Source organism: Pseudomonas sp. LjRoot71 (assembly GCF_964253255.1).
GTDB lineage: Bacteria > Pseudomonadota > Gammaproteobacteria > Pseudomonadales > Pseudomonadaceae > Aquipseudomonas.
This window is the reverse complement of record NZ_CAXURA020000001.1, coordinates 1,153,850-1,172,351: the sequence shown is the minus strand read 5'-3', so window position 1 is coordinate 1,172,351 and position 18,502 is coordinate 1,153,850. Positions and strand designations below refer to the sequence as shown.

The window sequence follows — 18,502 nt, the reverse complement described above, 5'->3', positions numbered from 1 at the left end:
GGCCGGTTGCGTAGCCCGGAGCTAATCTGGGGCGCTGAACTGCCACACATCCGCTCGCGGATTGCATCCGGGCTACGGGCGACGTTTCAACCTTCAGCCAGGGCTTGCAGAAAGCTCTCCAGCACCAGGTGCGGGCGGCGGCCTTTGCGCGTCACCGAGGCCAGGCTGATGTCGTAGAAGCGGCTGGCCGGTTTGAGTACGCGCAGGCGGCCTTGCTGCAACCAGGCCTGGGCGTAGTGGTCGGGCAGGTAACCGATATAGCGCCCGGTGAGAATCAGGAAAGCCATGCCTTCGCGGTCCGAGGCGCTGGCCGTGCAGTTGAGTGCCTGGTAGTGGCTCTGCACCTCGGGCGGCAGGCGGAAGGTCGGGGCGATGGCCTCCTGAGCGTTCAGCCGCGCGTCCTCCAGCTGCTGATCATCGACATAGAACAACGGGTGGCCGACTGCGCAGTAGAGCAGCGAGCGCTCGTCGTACAGCGCCTGGTAGTCCAGCCCGGACAACGCCACGGTCTGCGGCACCACGCCGATATGCAGGCGGCCGTCGAGCACGCCTTGCTCGACCTCGCTGGGCGGCGTCATGCGGATGTTGATATGCACGTCCGGGCCGCGTTCCTTCAGGCGTGCCAGGGCGTTGGTGATGCGCATATGCGGCACCGTCACCAGGTTGTCGGTCAGGCCGATATTCAGCTCGCCGCGCAGGTGCTGGTGCAGGCCGTTGACCTCGGTGCGAAAACTCTCCAGCGCCGCCAGCAACTGCTGGGTGCTCTGGTACACCTCGCGGCCTTCTTCAGTCAGGGCAAAGCCGGCGCGGCCGCGCTGGCACAGACGCAGGCCGAGGCGTTGTTCCAGGTCGCTCATCTGTTGGCTGATTGCCGAGCGGCCAACCCCTAAGGCGCTTTCGGCGGCGGAGAAACCACCGCATTCCACCACGCTGCGAAACAGCTTGAGCAGGCGAATATCAAAGTCACTGACCTGGGCCAGCGGGTCGGGGCGGCGGGTGCTCATTGTTTAGTAACCGGTTAACTAAAGATATGAAGAGTCATGTTTTCCTGACTCTAAGCCCGTGGCACCTTTGCTGGCAACAGATTCGCTTTCTCTGTGGGAGGGGCTTCAGCCGCGACAGCTGTTGAGCCTCGCGGCTAAAGCCCCTCCCACGGTACTCACATCGCTCAGTCGCCCATCCGCGAGGCCGCACCATGAACATGCCGCAGACCGAAGTCCCGTCCCTCGCCAGCCAGCTCAAGCTGGATGCGCACTGGATGCCGTTTTCCGCCAACCGCAACTTCAAGCGCGACCCGCGTCTGATCGTCGGCGCCGACGGCAACTACTTTATCGACGACAAGGGCCGCCGCGTGTTCGACAGCCTGTCCGGCCTGTGGACCTGTGGCGCCGGGCACAACCGCAAAGAAATTCAGGAAGCCGTGGCCAAGCAACTGGGCACCCTGGATTACGCGCCGGGCTTCCAATACGGCCACCCGCTGTCCTATCAGTTGGCCGAGAAAATCACCGAGCTGACCCCCGCCGGCCTCGACCACGTGTTCTACACCGACTCCGGCTCCGAGTGCGCCGACACCTCGGTGAAGATGGCCCGTGCCTACTGGCGTCTGAAAGGCCAACCGAGCAAAACCAAATTTATCGGCCGTGCCCGTGGCTACCACGGCGTGAACATCGCCGGCACCTCGCTGGGCGGCATTGGCGGTAACCGCAAGATGTTCGGCCAGATGATGGACGCCGACCACCTGCCGCACACCTTGCAGTCGCACCTGGCCTTCACCAAGGGCATGGCGGCCACCGGCGGTGTGGAGCTGGCCAACGAACTACTGAAACTGATCGAACTGCACGACGCTTCGAACATTGCCGCGGTGATTGTCGAGCCGATGTCCGGTTCCGCCGGCGTGATCGTGCCGCCAGTCGGTTACCTGCAACGCCTGCGTGAGATCTGCACCCAGCACAACATCCTGCTGATCTTCGACGAAGTGATCACCGCTTACGGCCGTATGGGCAAGTGGACCGGTGCCGAGTTCTTCGGCGTGGTGCCGGACCTGATGAACACCGCCAAGCAGATCACCAACGGCGCGATTCCCCTGGGCGCAGTGATCGCCTCCAGCGAGATCTACAACACCTTTATGAACCAGGCGATCCCCGAGCATATGGTCGAGTTCGGCCACGGCTACACCTACTCGGGCCACCCGGTTGCCTGCGCCGCCGGCCTGGCGACCCTGGAACTGCTCAAGCGCGACAACCTGATCGAGCAATCGGCTGCCCTGGCGCCGATCTTTGAAGACAAGCTGCACAGCCTCAAAGGCAGCAAGAACGTGATCGACATCCGCAACTGTGGCCTGGCCGGCGCGATCCAGATCAGCCCGCGTGACGGCGACCCGGTGATTCGCCCCTTCGAGGCCGGCATCAAACTGTGGAACGCCGGCTTCTACGTGCGCTTCGGTGGCGACACCCTGCAGTTCGGGCCAACCTTCAACACCACGCCCGAGCAGCTGGACTCCGTGTTCAACGCCGTTGGCGATGTGCTGAACAGCCTGGATTAATCCAAACACTATTCCCTGTAGGAGCCAGCTTGCTGGCGATGCTTTTAAGGCTGATCGCCAGCAAGCTGGCTCCTACAAAAACAAGATCCGTTATTAAGGAACTGCCATGACCATCGTTAACCACCTGATCCACGGCGAACTGACTGCCGGCACCGGCCGCAGCGCTGATGTGTTCAACCCGTCCACCGGCGCCGCCACCAAGAAAGTTGCCCTGGCCGACCGCGCCACCATGCAACTGGCCATCGACTCGGCCAAGAGCGCCTTCCCGGCCTGGCGCAACACCCCGCCGGCCAAGCGCGCCCAGGTGATGTTCCGTTTCAAGCAACTGCTGGAGCAACATGAAGCGACCATCGCCAAGCTGATCAGCGAAGAGCACGGCAAGACCATCGAAGACGCCGTGGGCGAACTCAAGCGCGGTATCGAAAACGTCGAATTCGCCTGCGCTGCCCCGGAAATCCTCAAGGGCGAGTACAGCCGCAACGTCGGCCCGAATATCGACGCCTGGAGCGACCTGCAGCCAATCGGCGTCGTCGCCGGCATCACCCCGTTCAACTTCCCGGCCATGGTGCCGCTGTGGATGTACCCGCTGGCCATCGTCTGCGGCAACTGCTTCATCCTCAAGCCGTCCGAGCGCGATCCAAGCTCCACCCTGTATATCGCCCAACTGCTGATCGAGGCTGGTCTGCCGAAAGGCGTGCTCAACGTGGTGCACGGCGACAAGGAAGCGGTGGATGCGCTGATCGAAGCGCCGGAAGTCAAAGCCCTGAGCTTTGTCGGCTCCACGCCAATTGCCGAATACATCTACAGCGAAGGCACCAAGCGCGGTAAGCGCGTCCAGGCCCTGGGCGGCGCGAAGAACCACGCCGTGCTGATGCCCGATGCCGACCTGGACAACGCCGTCAGCGCACTGATGGGCGCGGCCTACGGTTCCTGCGGCGAGCGCTGCATGGCCATCTCGGTGGCCGTGTGCGTGGGCGACCAGATCGCCGATGCCCTGGTCGAGAAGATCGTGCCGCAGATCAAAGCGCTGAAAATCGGTGCCGGTACCTCCTGCGGCCTGGACATGGGCCCGCTGGTAACTGGCGCGGCGCGTGACAAGGTCAAAGGCTATATCGACGCCGGCGTGGCCCAGGGCGCAAGCCTGGTGGTCGACGGTCGCGACCTGGTGGTGGCAGGCAACGAAAACGGCTTCTTCGTCGGCGGCACCCTGTTTGACAAGGTGACCCCGGAGATGACCATCTACACCGACGAAATCTTCGGCCCCGTGCTGTGCATCGTTCGTGTCGGCAGCCTGGAAGCGGCCATGCAGCTGATCAACGACCACGAATACGGCAACGGCACCTGCATCTTCACCCGCGACGGTGAAGCGGCACGGCTGTTCTGCGACGAAATCGAAGTCGGCATGGTCGGCGTCAACGTACCGCTGCCGGTGCCGGTGGCCTACCACAGCTTCGGCGGCTGGAAGCGCTCGCTGTTCGGCGACCTGCACGCTTACGGCCCGGACGGTGTGCGCTTCTACACCCGCAAAAAAGCCATCACCCAGCGCTGGCCGCAGCGCGCCAGCCACGAGGCGGCGCAGTTCGCCTTCCCGAGTAATGGCTAAGTAACACCCAGGGGGCTGATCGCAGGATCAGCCCCCTTTTTTTGATGTGGATGACGACCTGTAGGAGCCAGCTTGCTGGCGATCTTTCGCGACCATCCGCGTACATGCGATCAGTCCCCTCGCCCCTTTGGGGAGAGGGTTAGGGAGAGGGGGCAGTTGCCCGCTTTGCGGTGTTTTCAACCCTCTCCCCCAGCCCCTCTCCCATAAATGGGCGAGGGGAGCAGTACCGCTTTACGCAACAAACCAGCCGCGCGGGCGCGGCGTTGGTGCAGTGACCGCAGGTTACGGCACCCCTTGGGTGAGCGGGTTCAGGGTTTCCTGGCCCGCAAGCCCGCTCTCCCAAGGGCAGCCCACTTCAATGACTAATGAAGAGGACTCCTTGCAATGAATAAACCCATGATTGGCCTTCCCCTGTGCCGTTGGCAGCTGACCAGCCGTGATATCGGCTGGTTTCACCTGGTCGGTGAGAAGTACATTCACGCCGTCACCGGCTTCGGTGCCTTCCCGCTGATGATCCCGGCCTTTGGCAATGATCTGGACATGGACACCGTACTGGATAACGTCAGCGGCATCATGTTCGGCGGCTCACTCTCCAACGTGCACCCCAGCTTCTACGGCGACGACCACCCCGGCCTCGGCCTGGCCGACAAACCCCGTGATGAAACCGTGCTGCGCCTGCTGCGCGCCTGTATTGATCGCGGCATTCCCTTCCTCGGCATCTGCCGGGGCATGCAGGAAATGAACGTGCTGTTTGGCGGCACCCTGCACCGCGAGGTGCATGAGGTGGAAGGTCGTCTTGATCACCGTGAAGTGAAGGATGTACCGGATGACGTGGCCTACGGCCCGATGCACAACGTCGCCCTGACCGAGGGCGGCGTGTTGCATTCGCTGTTCGGCGAGCGGCAGATCAAGGTCAACTCATTGCATGGTCAGGGGGTTGATCGCCTGGGCGAGGGCTTGCAGGTTGAGGCTGTGGCCGAGGATGGGCAGATCGAGGCGGTCAGTGTGATTGGGGCCAAGGCGTTTGCTGTTGGGGTGCAGTGGCATCCCGAGTATCGCTATTGGGAGAAGGCGGATTACAACGCGCTGTTGGGGGCGTTTCATCAGGCGGCGAGGGAATATCAGGTGAAGAAACTTGAGCGTCGCAGCGAGGCGGCGTTGGTCTGAGCCGAATGGTGATTTAAACAAAAGGCCCATCGATTGATGGGCCTTTTTTTGAGAGTTGATGGGTATCGCGTTGCTCAACCCCACCCTTCAGGTTCGCGGTCTGTCAGCGACGAGCACAGATAAACTTAAAGTTCGGAGATTTCACTGATGATGTTGTCTATGACTTCATCAATTTTGTGATACTTCCTATAAATGGATTGATGGAGAGATAAGAGTAGTCTGAACTCACTTGGACTGTTTTCGTCGTAGTATATGCGCTCAATCTGAATTCCTTGATCGTTCAAGATGCAAATGTCTACTACATGCTCTTCTTCGTCGCTGAATTCATGTCCTGCCATATAGCTATCTACAGTTATTGCGCCGCTTCCTGTTTTGCAAATGAATTCATTGTCTCTTGAAGTCCTTTCCCATTTTATTTTTGAAGTGCTAGTCTTATCAGTTAATGTACTAATTAGGTTTCTGATTTTTTCGTCCACAATCTTATCCTTTGTTCTTTGTGATGCTTTGAATTTCGTTAAGTAGATCGATGGTTGCCTCCAGCGTGTTATTTACGCGGGCTACCTCTTCTCCGCTCATTTTTGCTCTAGTGTCTTTTTCAAAGCCGTTAATTATAATATTTAGACTGATAATTTGATTTGCTGCGTTGGTGCCGTGAGTGTTTTTGATTTCACTATTTGCGGCGTTAACAATATCCTGCAATATCTGCTTTAATTCCTGGATTCGCGGAATTGCAATCTCTCTTTTTCCGCTGCGGCAGTATATTTGCACTTCTTGTGCGACTTTAACTCCTCTCGCCCAATCTGCTATGCACGTAATGAGAAGAACTTGCGACTTTGTCTCCTTGGCTGTTTCAGAAATAACCTCTGATTCTTTTCTCATTAAAGCTATTTGTGCGATTGCATATACTAAGCCCGTAATAGTTCCAAGTGTGCCGAATATTGAAATGTACTTGTTTTGGAATTCAGTTAGGGGGACTCCTGCAAGTAAGTATGAGCCGCCGGCTATACCTATGATCGAGACTATTAACGCTGTTCTCATTTGTCTGCGTCCAATTTCATTCCTCGTTGAGCCCGTAGGATGGGTTGAGCGTAGCGATACCAATCAATAATGGCTATCCCCATTCACTGCTCACCACCCGCCCAATCCCCACGGCAATAAGCCCGCCCCTACATAACGATGAAACGACGACCACGGCCAATTGACCAGGCGCTGCATACGTGTTGTCCGGTCTACCGGTTCCGCCCTTACGGCGGCTTACTTTTGGCAAACGCCCCAAAAGTAAGCAAAAGGTCTTGCCCCTTGCATCCGGGTCTCGCTGCGCTTGACTTCCCTCGTTCCATCATTGCTCCAGGGGCCCGCCGCGAAGGGCCATCCCTGGCCCATTGCGGCTCTCGCGGCATCCATGCCGCTCAACCCCTTCCACAACGATTCCACTCGGCCTTCTGATGGGGCGTTTTGGCGTCGTCTGTGAAATCGCTGGTTGAAAAGCAAAAAGCATGGCGGGTTTCACCCGCTCTACAGGCTACGAACCCGTAGGAGCGGCCCATGGCCGCGATGCTTTTGCTTTGGCTTTTAGGCTCTGTCGTCCACAAATCGTCCAAACAACGCGGTCCCCGAATCCCGTCAGGAGGCCGAGTGGAGGTGTTGTGGAGAGGGGCGTTTGGCATGGATGCCAAACGAGGAACGATGGGCCAGGGATGGCCCACTGTGACGACCCTCGGAACAGCACCGGAGCGAGGGGAGTTGAGCGCAGCGAAACCCGGATGCCGGGCGCGCTTTCTCTTTGGTTATTAACCTGGCAAATAAATAGGGCATATCGGATAATCTGTCTCCATGAAAACAGATGCCCGCAAACTCAGCCCCCAAGAACAGCGTGAAAAGCGCGCCACGGCCCTGCGCATGCGTGAGCAGGGTTACACCTACAAGGCTATTGGCGAAGCGGTTGGTGTTCACCCCCGCACCATCGCTCACTGGGCGCAGGTCGCAGAACACAAAGGCGAAAAGGCTGCCATTGCCGGCGGCCAGCGCGGTGTGCGCCAGGGTGATCGCCGCAGTTTGAGCCCCAGCCAGGAAGTGCTGGTGCGCACCTTGATGACCGATAAGATGCCCGACCAACTCAAGCTCGGCTTTGCACTCTGGACGCGTGATGCCGTGCGAGAACTGATCCGCCAGCGCTGTGGTTTTCTCATGCCGGTTCGAACGGTTGGTGAATACCTCAAGCGTTGGGGCTACACCCCGCAGCGACCACTGCATCGGGCTTATCAGCAGAAACCTGAAGTGGTTCAGCGCTGGCTGGATAATGAATATCCACGCATCGCACAGCGGGCCAAGGCCGAGAATGGTGAGATTCAGTGGGGCGACGAAACCGGTATGCGCAGTGACAGCCAGGCTGGCCGCAGCTACGCCCCTATTGGCGAAACGCCAGTGCGCCAGGTCAGCGGCAGTCGCTTTTCCACCAACATGATTTCCACTGTGACCAATCGGGGCAAACTGCGCTTCATGCTGTATCGGGAAACGCTGACAGCCCCAGTGCTGATTCGCTTCCTGGGTCGCCTGATTCGCGATGCGCAGGGCCGCAAAGTGTTCTTGATTCTCGACAACCTGCGCGTACACCACAGCAAAAAGGTGAGCGCCTGGGTCGCCGACCGCAAAGAGCAAATCGAACTGTTCTTCTTGCCGGCATACGCCCCGGAGTTGAATCCTGACGAGTATTTGAATTGTGATTTGAAACATCAGGTCCGTACGGGCTTGCCAGCGCGTAATCAGGACGAACTGGAAGGGCGTGTTCGCTCGGTCATGAGACGATTGCAATTACACCCCCAAAGAATCCGTTCTTATTTCCGGCATCCACGTATCGCCTACGCGGCATGATTTGGTGTATTTGATTGCCGGGTTAATACTTTCTCTTTGCGCGCGCAAAGAGAAAGTGACTCGGCGTAAAGCCGAAACCAGTAAGTAGCGGCAATACACCTGCGGCGGATGTCATTGAACGCCAAGCCACTACAGCCCATGCCGTCAGCGAGTAGGGTGGATGACGCTGTATCCATCCACCACTGCGGTCGTTTCCCGAGCGACTGGCTTACTTCTGGGCCAGATTCAGCTGGTTATAGTCCTGAATAAACTCGCGCAGGATGTCGTCCAGGGCCAGTTTGGTGGATTGCTGGATGGCGTTTTTCATGGCGAAGGAGCCGCCCCAGAACATTTTGCCTCCCTGGCTTTTGCCCTCGACCTTGTAGGTTTTGGAGAACAGCTGCTGTTCGTTCGCGCTGACGTTCACCTTCAAGGTGATATAGGCGCGGAAGTCGGCGAAGCGGTATTCCTGCAGCTCGAAGCTCAGCAGCGGCAGATCACCACTTTGGCGCGCTTCGAGGCGGCCGAAGGCTTGTTGTACGTCCGCCGATTGCAGGGTGTTGTCGAGCATCTGGCCGAAGTTGACGATCCACAGGTTGGCATGGCCCACCACGGCGGAGCGGAATTCGTAATGGTGGCTGCTGGTGGCCGGGCTCAGGGCATAGGCGGCAGGGCCGTTAGCGCTGGGCAGTTGGCTATCCCCGGTGTTGTTGCTCAGGTAGGCGGGGTAGTCCTCGGCAATCGGGTGCTTGATGGTGCAACCGGTCAGGGTGGCGAGCAGGGTCAGGGCCAGCAGGTAGGCAATCTTTTTCATGGCGAATCCTTGTCGATACAGCGGGTTAATACGCAAGGAACGACCATCTGCTATCGCCCGTCCCTGGGCGGCGCACAGGCTAATGACAATGTGCAGTGATGGCAATGTGCTTTGACCTTTACCCTGCGCCCATAAAAAAGCCCCGCTCTGGCGCTAGCCGTTGGGGAAATCTGTTGAAGGATTCACCGAGGGCCAGGTTGCATCAGGGCTAGAAACAAAAATCCCCAGAGAAAACATTTTCTGCTGGGGATTTCTGTTTTTTGGCTTTCAGATCAAGGTGTTGGAGATCTGCATCAACAGATTAAGCCAACGCCTTGGCTCTGGCGGGGCTTTTTTATTACCAGCGGCGACCATAGCCGTCGTGGTGGCGGCGGTGTTGGTGGCCGTGCCAGCGGTGGCGGCGGGGTGGTTCGGGGACGTAATACACCGGGCCGGGGGTGTAGTAGACCGGGCGCGGCTCGTAGTACACCGCGGGTGGCGGGTAGTAGGCGACTGGCGGTGGTGGGTAGTACGCCGGTGGTGGCGGTTCATACACCTGCACCGGGCGGCTCTGGCTCATGATGACACCGCCAATCACCGCCCCCACCACCGCGCCGGCAATGGCCGCGTCGCGGTTGGAGGCCTGTGCCGGAGCCTGGCCAAGCAGCGCAAGGCTGGTCACCAGGCCTGTGATAAGGGGGATACGCGACAGCATGATGGAAACTCCTCTGCAAACCGGTCTTTCCCGGCTGCCTGTTTCGACACTGCGCGGGGCTCGGCATTGCAGCGGCCAATGTAAAGGCTGTGTAAAAGCGCCGAACGGTATTCAGCCGCGCTTGCTGTGTTCGCCAGAAGCGCGTTGCAGCGAGCGGCACTGGCCCAGGTCGATAGGGCCGACATAGGGGTTGCTGTGGCCCATCACGCAGCCAACCTGCTGGTTGCGCCAGCGCTCCCATTCGCTGACCGGGTATTGGCGGTGCCAGGCTTCGTAAGTGCGGCGGTCGAGTGTGGACAGGCGTAGTTGGTAGCGTTCGGCCATGTACAGGTAGATACGCGCCGCTGCGCCACGGGCCTGTTGCGGCGGCATGGCGGTCTTGGCTTTGAAGTTGACCACCATCGGGCAGCTTCCGTATTGCGTGGGTGTGTTGCTGAGCATGCCGAGGGCGTAGTTGGAACGGTCGCCATTCACTTCGCCGATGCTCGGCACCAGGTTGTGCAGGTCGGCTTCGGCGGCCTTGAAGCGTGCATCGTTGCGCGCGCAGTTTTTGCGGCCGCCTTGTTGCCAGCACTGACGCTGGTGGCCGATGACCCAGGCCGGCACCACGTGTTCCCATTCCACGCGCTGGGCGCGGCGCAGCTGTTTGCGCGGGTGGTAGCCGCAGCTGTCGAGGTCGACGCGGTTGCCGCTGTAGTGGCACTGGCAATAGAAGGTGGTGGGGCGCGCGGCATAGATCTGCCAGGCGATTTTCTTGGCGGCGTTGAAGGTTTTTGGGGCTTCGGCGAAGGCGGGCAGGGCGAACAGCAGACAAAACAGGACAAGCAGGTGCGGCATGGGCTTCTCGGCGGCAAAAAGCTGCGGATCATACCGTTAAAACCGCTCTGCAACGGGGTGTTCGTCGGGTGTTCGGGGGGTGTTGCTCAACTTTTTGCGGTGACGGTGGTCTGTTCGGACACAACCTGAGCTTGTATCGCTAGGTGCTTGATTGTGCTGCAAGTCATGCCTTTGGGCAGAAAAACTGGCCAATCTGGATTTTGTTGCTAGCGTTACCCCCATCACACCGCAGCGGATGACCTCCACTGATGAGTACTGTGCAGCGTTTACCCAGGCTGGAACAATGCGCCCACGGCATGCCGAGCATGGCCCTGTCGCGGCGCTACGGCGCTGTGGTCGGGCTGGCCATGGTCACGCTGCTGGCGCTGGGCGGCTGTGCTTCGCGGCAGGATCATCAGAGCATCATCAGCAACAGCAGCCCGATCAAACCCACCGAATTCTTCCAGAGCCACGCCGACCGCATGGCCACCCTGGGCATGCGCAATAACCTCAACAGCCTCTATCGTTTGATGGACAAACTGTACCTGCGTAACCCGCGTGAATGGCGCAAGACCGGCTTGCCTGACGCCGAGGCAGCCAAGCGTGCAGTGCACCGCGCCATTGAGCTGGATCAGCCGCTGCCGCAGCTGGGTGGGCGCACCGATATTGCCGCGCTGAGTTATGCCCTGAGCGCCGAGTACCAGGGGGATCGGGTTGGCGCGTTTATCTATTCACTGGCCAGCATGCTGATCACTGCCCATGGCGGCCGCACCGAGTACTACCTGAGTGACACGCTGGACCCACAGTTCGTACATAACGCCGCGCGCAATATGGAGAAGGCCAGTTGGATGCTGGCCCGGCGCACTGATGCCGAGGGCAAGCCGTGGCTGCTGTCCAATGAGATTTCCGCGGATGGACACAACCTCAGCTATGCCGTGGAGTTCGGCAAGATCGTCGCGCGTCTGGACCTGCTCACCGATGTGCTCGACGAGCGTTACCGGCGTATGGGGGTGAGTTATGCCCAGAGCCTGCTGTTTATGAACTTCCTGCCGGTGCAATAGCACCAGAACCTGCGCCGAAACGGCGTTCGCCACTCACCCGTTGCGCGCGTCAGTATCCTTCTTCCAGGCGTTTGTTGTTCTGCGCGTTGGCTGCTTCGATCTGCTGCTTGAGTTGCTCGGTCTGCTGTTGCAGTTGCGCCGCCTGTTCGGCTTGCAGGCTGGCGGTGGCGGCGGTTTCACCCAGGCCGCAGGCGCTGAGCAGCAAGGTGGTGGCGAGCAGAGGCAGGGTATGGGCATGGAGGCTCCGGAGTCAGGGTCAGTGCCAGCGTTTATAGATGGCATCCAGGCTACCAGCCTGGCGCAAACGCTCAAGGGCTGCTGCGAACTGCTCGGCACGGGCGCGATCACCTTTGGCAAAGGCCACATAGCGTGGCATTTCCACTAGCGGCCGTTGCAGGATGCGTACGTCCTGTTCGGCACGCTGTTCGCGGACGAAATACATCAGCTGTGCGCGATCACCGACGATGATATCGATCCGTCCGGCCAGCAGCATCGACACCAGCTGGCGTGGGTTCTGCGCGCTGGTATCACGGCGCAGCTCGGCCTTGTCGAAGTCCGATTGGTAGGCGTAGCCACGTACCTGACCAAGCACGTAGGGCAGCAGGTCATCCAGGTGCTGCCAGTCGCGGATGGCCGTTTTGCCGGTGGTCATAAATACCGTGGAACCGGTGCGGATCGGTCCGACCAGTTCGTATTGCTGCATGCGCTCGGGGGTACCGGCAAACTGGAAGGCCATCGCCACTTCATTGCGGTCGAGCATGCGCTTGACCCGCTCCCAGGGGTACAGCCGCAGGTTGTAGGGGATTTTGGCTTCCTGCAGCACCGCTTCCACCAGCTCGACATCCAGTCCGCGCGGCTGATCATCTTCGACGGTGACAAAGCTGTAGGGAGCAAACTGCTCATCGCCCACCACCTTCCAGTCCTCGGCCTGTAGCGCCCAGGGCAGCAGCAACAGACACAGCGCAACAATACGCATGGCGTCCTCCAGGGGCTTCAGCGAGCGCAGTGCTCGCTATTGATGCTAGCCAATTGTGCGGCACGTGCGACGTTGGCGGCGCAGTTTTCCGCTGGCGGTGCGTTGAACTGGCAGGCAGGTTCAGCCGCATGGTGTTTAATCTGAGGGCGGTAATAAAGCGATTTCGCTGGCGGCTGCTGAGGCTTCTGTCCAGTGCAGGAGCAGCAATGTTCCGCTGCGCAGCAGTAGTCTCGTTTCTGTGGTGGTAACAAGCCTGGAAGCAAGCAGTATCGGCAGACCTTGCCGTGCTCTGCCTAGTCGTACTGATTTTTTGTGCCCCCGGAGCAGGCTGCTCCGGGGCGTTTTTATTCCAATCAACGCCCCGGTACAGGCTGGGGGCTAGCCTTTGCGCAGACTGGTTCAGACCTTGCGCACGAACTCTGACTTTAGCTTCATTGCGCCGATACCATCGATCTTGCAATCGATGTCATGGTCGCCATCGCATAGGCGGATGCCCTTGACCTTCGTGCCAACCTTGACCACTAGGGACGAGCCTTTGACTTTCAGATCCTTGATTACGGTGATGGTGTCACCATCCTGTAGAACATTGCCTACCGAGTCCTTGATCACCCGCGCATCATTGTTAGTTTCGTCGCCAGGGCTCGTGGCGGACCACTCGTGGGCGCACTCCGGGCAGACTAACTGCTCGCCGTCTTCGTAGGTGTATTCGGAGTTGCATTCAGGGCAGGGTGGAAGAGTGCTCACGGCGTATCCTTGGTGGGTCGATGAGTAAATGCCACATATTATATAAGGCTTTTCGCTGTTTCGAAGAACTGGGTTAGCTGGGGGCCGGAAGATGTTGAGCTGGTCAGTGCCGAGGATAATGGCAGTGGTGCGCAACATGGGGCTGGCCTGGCGGCGGGTCAGTGTTCGTCGCTGACCGGCTCCAGGCTCTGCAGAACCACTTGCTCCAGGCTGTTGCCGGGTTCGGTCGGAGTGCCGACCAATTCGCCGACCAGCTGCCACTGCCGATCCAGTTCGGTGTTGATGGCCAGCATGCGCTCGATCATCTTGTGGGCGGTGGCGTGTACGGCGCTGTCCTGGGTATTCAGCAACTCGAACGACATGGCCGTGATGGCCGCGCTCAAATGCGTAAGGGTGCGGGTCGACAGACTGAGCAATTCAGTCAATTGCGCTTCCTTGGCGGTCATGGCCATCTCCTGATGATTCCCGCATTGAGCTTAGCCTGAGACAGGCCTGCTCGGCTATTCACTCCATCGCCTGGGTTGTACCGCCAGGCGCGCCGGTGGCTGGCGCGCACTCCGTCGGCTGTTGTGCGCAATGCGGGTGGTTGTGCTTTGCTCAAATAGGCGGGTTGAGTAATCGGGTGCAACCATATTGTGTATGTGAGTTGTACCTATCGTCGGAAGGTGCGGGCTTTTTTAAAACAGCCGTTTTACCTCGGTAGTTCGGGTTTTCCCTGCGGGCAGCGCCAGGCTTGAGGGTTGCCGCAGAGAGATGGAGTTATGGGGTGGCTGGTGGGGTGCTCAAGGTGGGCTTTTGTTTGGTTGCACCTAGTTGCACCTTTCGCCTCTGGGGGTTTAATCTCTCGCCAGTTTTTTGTGCCCCGCTCGCGGTCATCGCCACCTTTTAGGGCCATGGCGGGTGAGGTCAACATTGCTCCCGGCGATTTTTGCCGTGCTCCAGCTCATAACAGGACAAACCAATGGCCACCACTACCCTTGGCGTTAAGCTCGATGATGCAACCCGTGATCGCCTCAAGCAGGCTGCGCAGTCGATTGACCGCACGCCGCACTGGTTGATCAAACAGGCGATCTTCAATTACCTGGAGCAGATCGAGGGTGGTCTGACCCCGGCCGAGCACTCCGGCCTGGCTGCGGTGGCCGGCGAAGAAGTGCTGGAAAACCTGACTGAGCAAGGCCTGCAGGTGTTTCTCGATTTTGCTGAAAGCATCCTCCCGCAATCGGTGCTGCGTGCGGCGATTACCGGCGCTTATCGCCGTCCGGAAACCGAAGCGGTGCCGATGCTGCTGGAGCAGGCGCGTCTGCCCAAGGACATGGCCGAGGCGAGCAACAGGCTGGCCATGAGCATCGCCGAGAAGCTGCGCAACCAGAAAAACGCCGGTGGCCGTCAGGGCCTGGTGCAGGGCCTGTTGCAGGAATTCTCGCTGTCCTCGCAGGAAGGCGTGGCGCTGATGTGTCTGGCCGAAGCGCTGCTGCGCATTCCGGACAAAGCCACCCGTGATGCGCTGATCCGCGACAAGATCAGCAACGGCAACTGGAGCCAGCACCTCGGTAACAGCCCGTCGATGTTCGTCAACGCCGCCTCCTGGGGCCTGCTGATCACCGGCAAGCTGGTGGCCACGCACAACGAAGCCGGCCTGGTGACTTCGCTCAACCGCATTATCGGCAAGGGCGGCGAGCCGCTGATCCGCAAGGGCGTGGATATGTCCATGCGCCTGATGGGTGAACAGTTCGTCACCGGCGAAACCATCGCCGAAGCCCTGGCCAACGCCACCAACATGGAAAGCAAAGGCTTCCGCTATTCCTACGACATGCTCGGTGAAGCCGCGCTGACCGATGAAGACGCCAAGCGCTACCTGGCGTCCTACGAGCAGGCCATCCATGCCATCGGCAAGGCCTCGCACGGCCGTGGCATCTACGAAGGTCCGGGCATTTCAATTAAGCTCTCCGCCCTGCACCCACGTTACAGCCGCGCCCAGTACGACCGGGTGATGGACGAGCTGTACCCGATCCTGCTGGGCTTGACCAAGCTGGCCAAGCAGTACGACATCGGCCTGAACATCGACGCCGAAGAAGCCGACCGTCTGGAAATCTCCCTCGATCTGCTCGAGCGTCTGTGCTTCGACCCGGCGCTGACCGGCTGGAACGGTATCGGCTTTGTGATTCAGGCCTACCAGAAGCGCTGCCCGTACGTGATCGACTACGTTATCGACCTGGCCAAGCGCAGCCGTCACCGCCTGATGATCCGCCTGGTAAAAGGCGCGTACTGGGACAGCGAGATCAAGCGCGCCCAGGTCGAAGGTCTGGAAGGCTACCCGGTCTATACCCGCAAGCCGTACACCGACATTTCCTACATCGCCTGTGCGCGCAAGCTGCTGGCCGTGCCGGAAGCCATCTACCCGCAGTTCGCCACCCACAACGCCCACTCGCTGTCGGCCATCTATCAACTGGCCGGGCAGAATTACTACCCCGGTCAGTACGAGTTCCAGTGCCTGCATGGCATGGGTGAGCCGCTGTACGAGCAGGTGGTGGGCAAGGTCGCCGATGGCAAGCTGAACCGCCCGTGCCGTATCTACGCACCGGTGGGCAGCCATGAAACCCTGCTGGCTTACCTGGTACGTCGCCTGCTGGAAAACGGCGCGAACACCTCGTTCGTCAACCGCATCGCCGACCACAGCATTTCGATCAAGGAGCTGGTGCTCGACCCGGTACAGCAGGTCGAGCAGATGGCCACGCAGGAAGGCGGCCTTGGCCTGCCACACCCGCGTATCGCTCTGCCGCGTGCTCTTTATGGCGATGCGCGTCTGAATTCAGAAGGCATCGACCTGGCCAACGAACACCGTCTGGGTTCGCTGTCCTCGGCGCTGCTGAGCAGCACCAATACGGTTTACAAAGCCATGCCGCTGCTCGGTTGCGACGCCCCTGAGCTGGGCGAAGCACAGCCGGTGCGCAACCCGGCCGATCACCGCGACATCGTTGGTCATGTGTACGAGGCCAACGAGCAGGATGTGCGCAATGCTGTGCTCTGCGCCGTGTCCAGCGGGCAGATCTGGCAGTCGACTCTGCCGGCTGAACGCGCCGCTGTGCTGGACCGCGCCGCCGACCAGATGGAAGCGGAAACCCAGCAACTGATGGGCCTGCTGGTGCGCGAATCCGGCAAGACCTTTGCCAACGCCATCGCCGAAGTGCGTGAGGCCGTGGACTTCCTGCGCTACTACGCGGCCCAGGCGCGCAATCACTTCAGCAATGACAGCCACCGCCCACTGGGCCCGGTGGTATGCATCAGCCCGTGGAACTTCCCACTGGCGATCTTCAGCGGTCAGGTGGCTGCTGCCCTGGCTGCCGGTAACACCGTGCTGGCCAAGCCGGCCGAGCAGACGCCGCTGATCGCCGCCCAGGCTGTACGCATCCTCCTCGACGCCGGCGTGCCGGGCGGTGCCGTGCAACTGTTGCCGGGTGGTGGCGAAACGGTCGGTGCCGGCCTGATCGGCAACGAGCGAGTGCGTGGGGTGATGTTTACCGGCTCCACTGAAGTGGCTGGGATCATCCAGCGTAACCTGGCTGGTCGCCTGGATGCTCAGGGCCGGACTATCCCGTTGATCGCCGAAACCGGCGGCCTCAACAGCATGATCGTCGACTCTTCGGCGCTCACCGAGCAGGTGGTAATTGATGTGGTGGCTTCGGCCTTCGACAGCGCCGGTCAGCGCTGCTCGGCTCTGCGCGTGCTGTGTGTGCAGGAAGATGTGGCCGATCGGGTAATCAATATGCTCAAGGGCGCCATGGCGGAATACAGCCTGGGCAACCCGGAACGCCTGAGCACCGATATCGGCCCGGTGATCGACAGTGAGGCCAAGGACAATATCGACCAGCACATCGAGAAGATGCGCGAGAAAGGTCGCAAGGTGTTCCAGAGCGCCCGTGCTGTGGGTGACGACATCAAACGCGGTACCTTTGTGCTGCCGACGCTGATTGAGCTGGACAGCTTCGACGAGCTGCAGCGCGAAATCTTCGGCCCAGTGCTGCACGTGGTGCGTTATCAGCGTGCCGACCTCGGCAAGTTGCTGCAGCAGATCAACGACAGCGGCTATGGCCTGACCCTCGGTGTGCACACGCGCATCGATGAAACCATCGCCCAGGTGGTCAATACCGCCAAGGTCGGCAACCTGTATGTGAACCGCAACATGGTGGGCGCGGTGGTCGGCGTGCAGCCGTTTGGCGGCGAAGGCCTCTCGGGTACTGGCCCGAAAGCCGGTGGCCCGCTGTATATGTACCGCCTGCTGGCAACCCGTCCGCAGGACGCAGTGGCCAAGCAGCTGCGGCAGGAAGATGGCGAAATCCAGCGCCCGGCCGAGCAGGCCAAGGTGATTCAGGCGCTGAAAGAGTGGGCGGCCAAGCATGAGCCGAGCCTGTCTGCGCTGAGCGCTCAGTATGTTGAACTGGCACAGAGCGGCACCGTGCAGATGCTCAATGGCCCGACTGGCGAGCGCAACAGCTACAGCTTGCTGCCACGTGAGCACGTGCTGTGCCTGGCGGATGAGCGCAGCGACCTGCTGGTGCAACTGGCAGCGGCTCTGGCCGTAGGTTGCCAGGTGCTGTGGCAGGAAAGCGAACTGACCCGCGAGCTGTTTGCCGCACTGCCTAAAGCCGTGCAGCAACGCATCAGCGTGCTCAGTCAGTGGAGCGAGAGCGAAACGGTGTTCGACGCCATCCTGCATCACGGTGACTCCGATCAGCTGCGCGAAGTCTGTCAATTGGCGGCTCAGCGTCCTGGCGCAATCATCGGTGTGCATGGTCTGCATAAAGGTGAGACGGACATTCCGCTGGAGCGCCTGCTGATCGAACACGCCCTGAGCATCAACACCGCCGCAGCGGGCGGCAACGCCAGCCTGATGACCATCGGTTAACAGGTTTTACGAGCATCCTGCCCTGACTGGTTCGCCCGTTGGGGCAGTTGGCAACACCGGCTTACCGCCACCCTCGGAGACCGTTCCAGGTCTCTGATTCTGCTCTGCAGCGCCCTTGTACAGCCGGCAACGGTGGGTTATCCGCCCGGTACATGGGTTTCTTCCTCTCTGGCATTTCGATGCACTGCACCTGCCTACCCGGCGGGTGCGGAATTGAGTGGCCTGCTCTGTGCCACATCGGCCACCGTCTTTTCCCGCCGTATCGGCCCCTGATTTACCCCTGCTCTTTGAGTACCTGGCGGGTGACGTTGCGCACGGCCTGCATCTATCAC

General features: G+C 60.1%; 16 protein-coding genes. 6 read left to right on the top strand and 10 right to left on the bottom strand.

Going from position 1 to position 18,502, the window contains the following annotated elements; all coding sequences use genetic code 11:
* Window positions 1-86: 86 nt before the first annotated feature.
* Entirely contained in the window at window positions 87-1,004 is a 918-nt protein-coding gene (locus tag ACSQ17_RS05525) for a LysR family transcriptional regulator (protein WP_436067912.1), read from the bottom strand.
* Window positions 1,005-1,195: 191 nt separating this feature from the next.
* Between ACSQ17_RS05525 and ACSQ17_RS05520 the strand changes: the two genes are divergently transcribed.
* The 3 genes from ACSQ17_RS05520 (at window position 1,196) to ACSQ17_RS05510 (ending at window position 5,312) form a co-directional block, all read left to right on the top strand.
* A complete protein-coding gene (locus tag ACSQ17_RS05520; protein ID WP_436067911.1) occupies window positions 1,196-2,542 on the top strand; it encodes an aspartate aminotransferase family protein in 1,347 nt (448 codons plus the stop codon).
* Between the two features lie 106 nt (window positions 2,543-2,648).
* The gene (locus ACSQ17_RS05515) at window positions 2,649-4,145 is read left to right on the top strand and encodes a CoA-acylating methylmalonate-semialdehyde dehydrogenase (RefSeq protein WP_436067910.1); all 1,497 of its coding nucleotides are present in this window, start codon (window positions 2,649-2,651) and stop codon (window positions 4,143-4,145) included.
* A 396-nt stretch (window positions 4,146-4,541) separates the two neighbouring features.
* Complete coding sequence (locus ACSQ17_RS05510) at window positions 4,542-5,312, top strand: gamma-glutamyl-gamma-aminobutyrate hydrolase family protein (RefSeq protein ID WP_436067909.1); 771 nt, start codon at window positions 4,542-4,544, stop codon at window positions 5,310-5,312.
* 125 nt (window positions 5,313-5,437) lie between these two features.
* Here ACSQ17_RS05510 and ACSQ17_RS05505 read toward each other — a convergent pair whose 3' ends face one another.
* Window positions 5,438-5,788, bottom strand: coding sequence for a hypothetical protein (locus ACSQ17_RS05505; RefSeq protein ID WP_436067908.1), 351 nt, complete (start codon window positions 5,786-5,788; stop codon window positions 5,438-5,440).
* Window positions 5,789-5,792: 4 nt separating this feature from the next.
* A complete protein-coding gene (locus ACSQ17_RS05500) occupies window positions 5,793-6,350 on the bottom strand; it encodes a hypothetical protein (protein ID WP_436067907.1) in 558 nt (185 codons plus the stop codon).
* A 795-nt stretch (window positions 6,351-7,145) separates the two neighbouring features.
* Between ACSQ17_RS05500 and ACSQ17_RS05495 the strand changes: the two genes are divergently transcribed.
* A complete protein-coding gene (locus tag ACSQ17_RS05495; protein ID WP_126624845.1) occupies window positions 7,146-8,183 on the top strand; it encodes an IS630 family transposase in 1,038 nt (345 codons plus the stop codon).
* A gap of 208 nt (window positions 8,184-8,391) precedes the next feature.
* Here ACSQ17_RS05495 and ACSQ17_RS05490 read toward each other — a convergent pair whose 3' ends face one another.
* The 3 genes from ACSQ17_RS05490 to ACSQ17_RS05480 all read right to left on the bottom strand — a co-directional run bounded on the left by ACSQ17_RS05490 (window position 8,392) and on the right by ACSQ17_RS05480 (window position 10,507).
* Window positions 8,392-8,976, bottom strand: a complete 585-nt coding sequence (locus tag ACSQ17_RS05490) for a hypothetical protein (protein WP_436067906.1) — start codon at window positions 8,974-8,976, stop codon at window positions 8,392-8,394.
* A 337-nt stretch (window positions 8,977-9,313) separates the two neighbouring features.
* Window positions 9,314-9,670 carry a hypothetical protein gene (locus ACSQ17_RS05485; RefSeq protein WP_436067905.1) on the bottom strand — a complete coding sequence of 119 codons (357 nt, stop codon included), beginning with the start codon at window positions 9,668-9,670 and terminating at the stop codon, window positions 9,314-9,316.
* 111 nt (window positions 9,671-9,781) lie between these two features.
* Window positions 9,782-10,507: an endonuclease gene (locus tag ACSQ17_RS05480; RefSeq protein WP_436067904.1), complete on the bottom strand. Its 726-nt coding sequence runs from the start codon at window positions 10,505-10,507 to the stop codon at window positions 9,782-9,784.
* Between the two features lie 296 nt (window positions 10,508-10,803).
* On the opposite strand from ACSQ17_RS05480, the gene ACSQ17_RS05475 reads away from it, so the two are divergent.
* Window positions 10,804-11,547, top strand: a complete 744-nt coding sequence (locus ACSQ17_RS05475; protein WP_436070432.1) for a hypothetical protein — start codon at window positions 10,804-10,806, stop codon at window positions 11,545-11,547.
* Between the two features lie 49 nt (window positions 11,548-11,596).
* On the opposite strand, the gene ACSQ17_RS05470 is transcribed toward ACSQ17_RS05475, so the two are convergent.
* From ACSQ17_RS05470 to ACSQ17_RS05455, 4 genes are all read right to left on the bottom strand, one after another.
* A complete protein-coding gene (locus tag ACSQ17_RS05470; RefSeq protein WP_436067903.1) occupies window positions 11,597-11,752 on the bottom strand; it encodes a hypothetical protein in 156 nt (51 codons plus the stop codon).
* A gap of 51 nt (window positions 11,753-11,803) precedes the next feature.
* Window positions 11,804-12,523, bottom strand: coding sequence for a substrate-binding periplasmic protein (locus ACSQ17_RS05465; RefSeq protein ID WP_436067902.1), 720 nt, complete (start codon window positions 12,521-12,523; stop codon window positions 11,804-11,806).
* Window positions 12,524-12,922: 399 nt separating this feature from the next.
* Window positions 12,923-13,267, bottom strand: a complete 345-nt coding sequence (locus ACSQ17_RS05460) for a zinc ribbon domain-containing protein YjdM (RefSeq protein ID WP_233685817.1) — start codon at window positions 13,265-13,267, stop codon at window positions 12,923-12,925.
* Window positions 13,268-13,425: 158 nt separating this feature from the next.
* Window positions 13,426-13,713: a hypothetical protein gene (locus ACSQ17_RS05455; RefSeq protein ID WP_233685816.1), complete on the bottom strand. Its 288-nt coding sequence runs from the start codon at window positions 13,711-13,713 to the stop codon at window positions 13,426-13,428.
* Between the two features lie 515 nt (window positions 13,714-14,228).
* Here ACSQ17_RS05455 and putA point away from each other — a divergent pair.
* On the top strand, window positions 14,229-18,170 hold the full coding sequence (putA, locus tag ACSQ17_RS05450) for a trifunctional transcriptional regulator/proline dehydrogenase/L-glutamate gamma-semialdehyde dehydrogenase (protein WP_436067901.1): 3,942 nt from the start codon (window positions 14,229-14,231) through the stop codon (window positions 18,168-18,170).
* Window positions 18,171-18,502 lie beyond the last annotated feature (332 nt).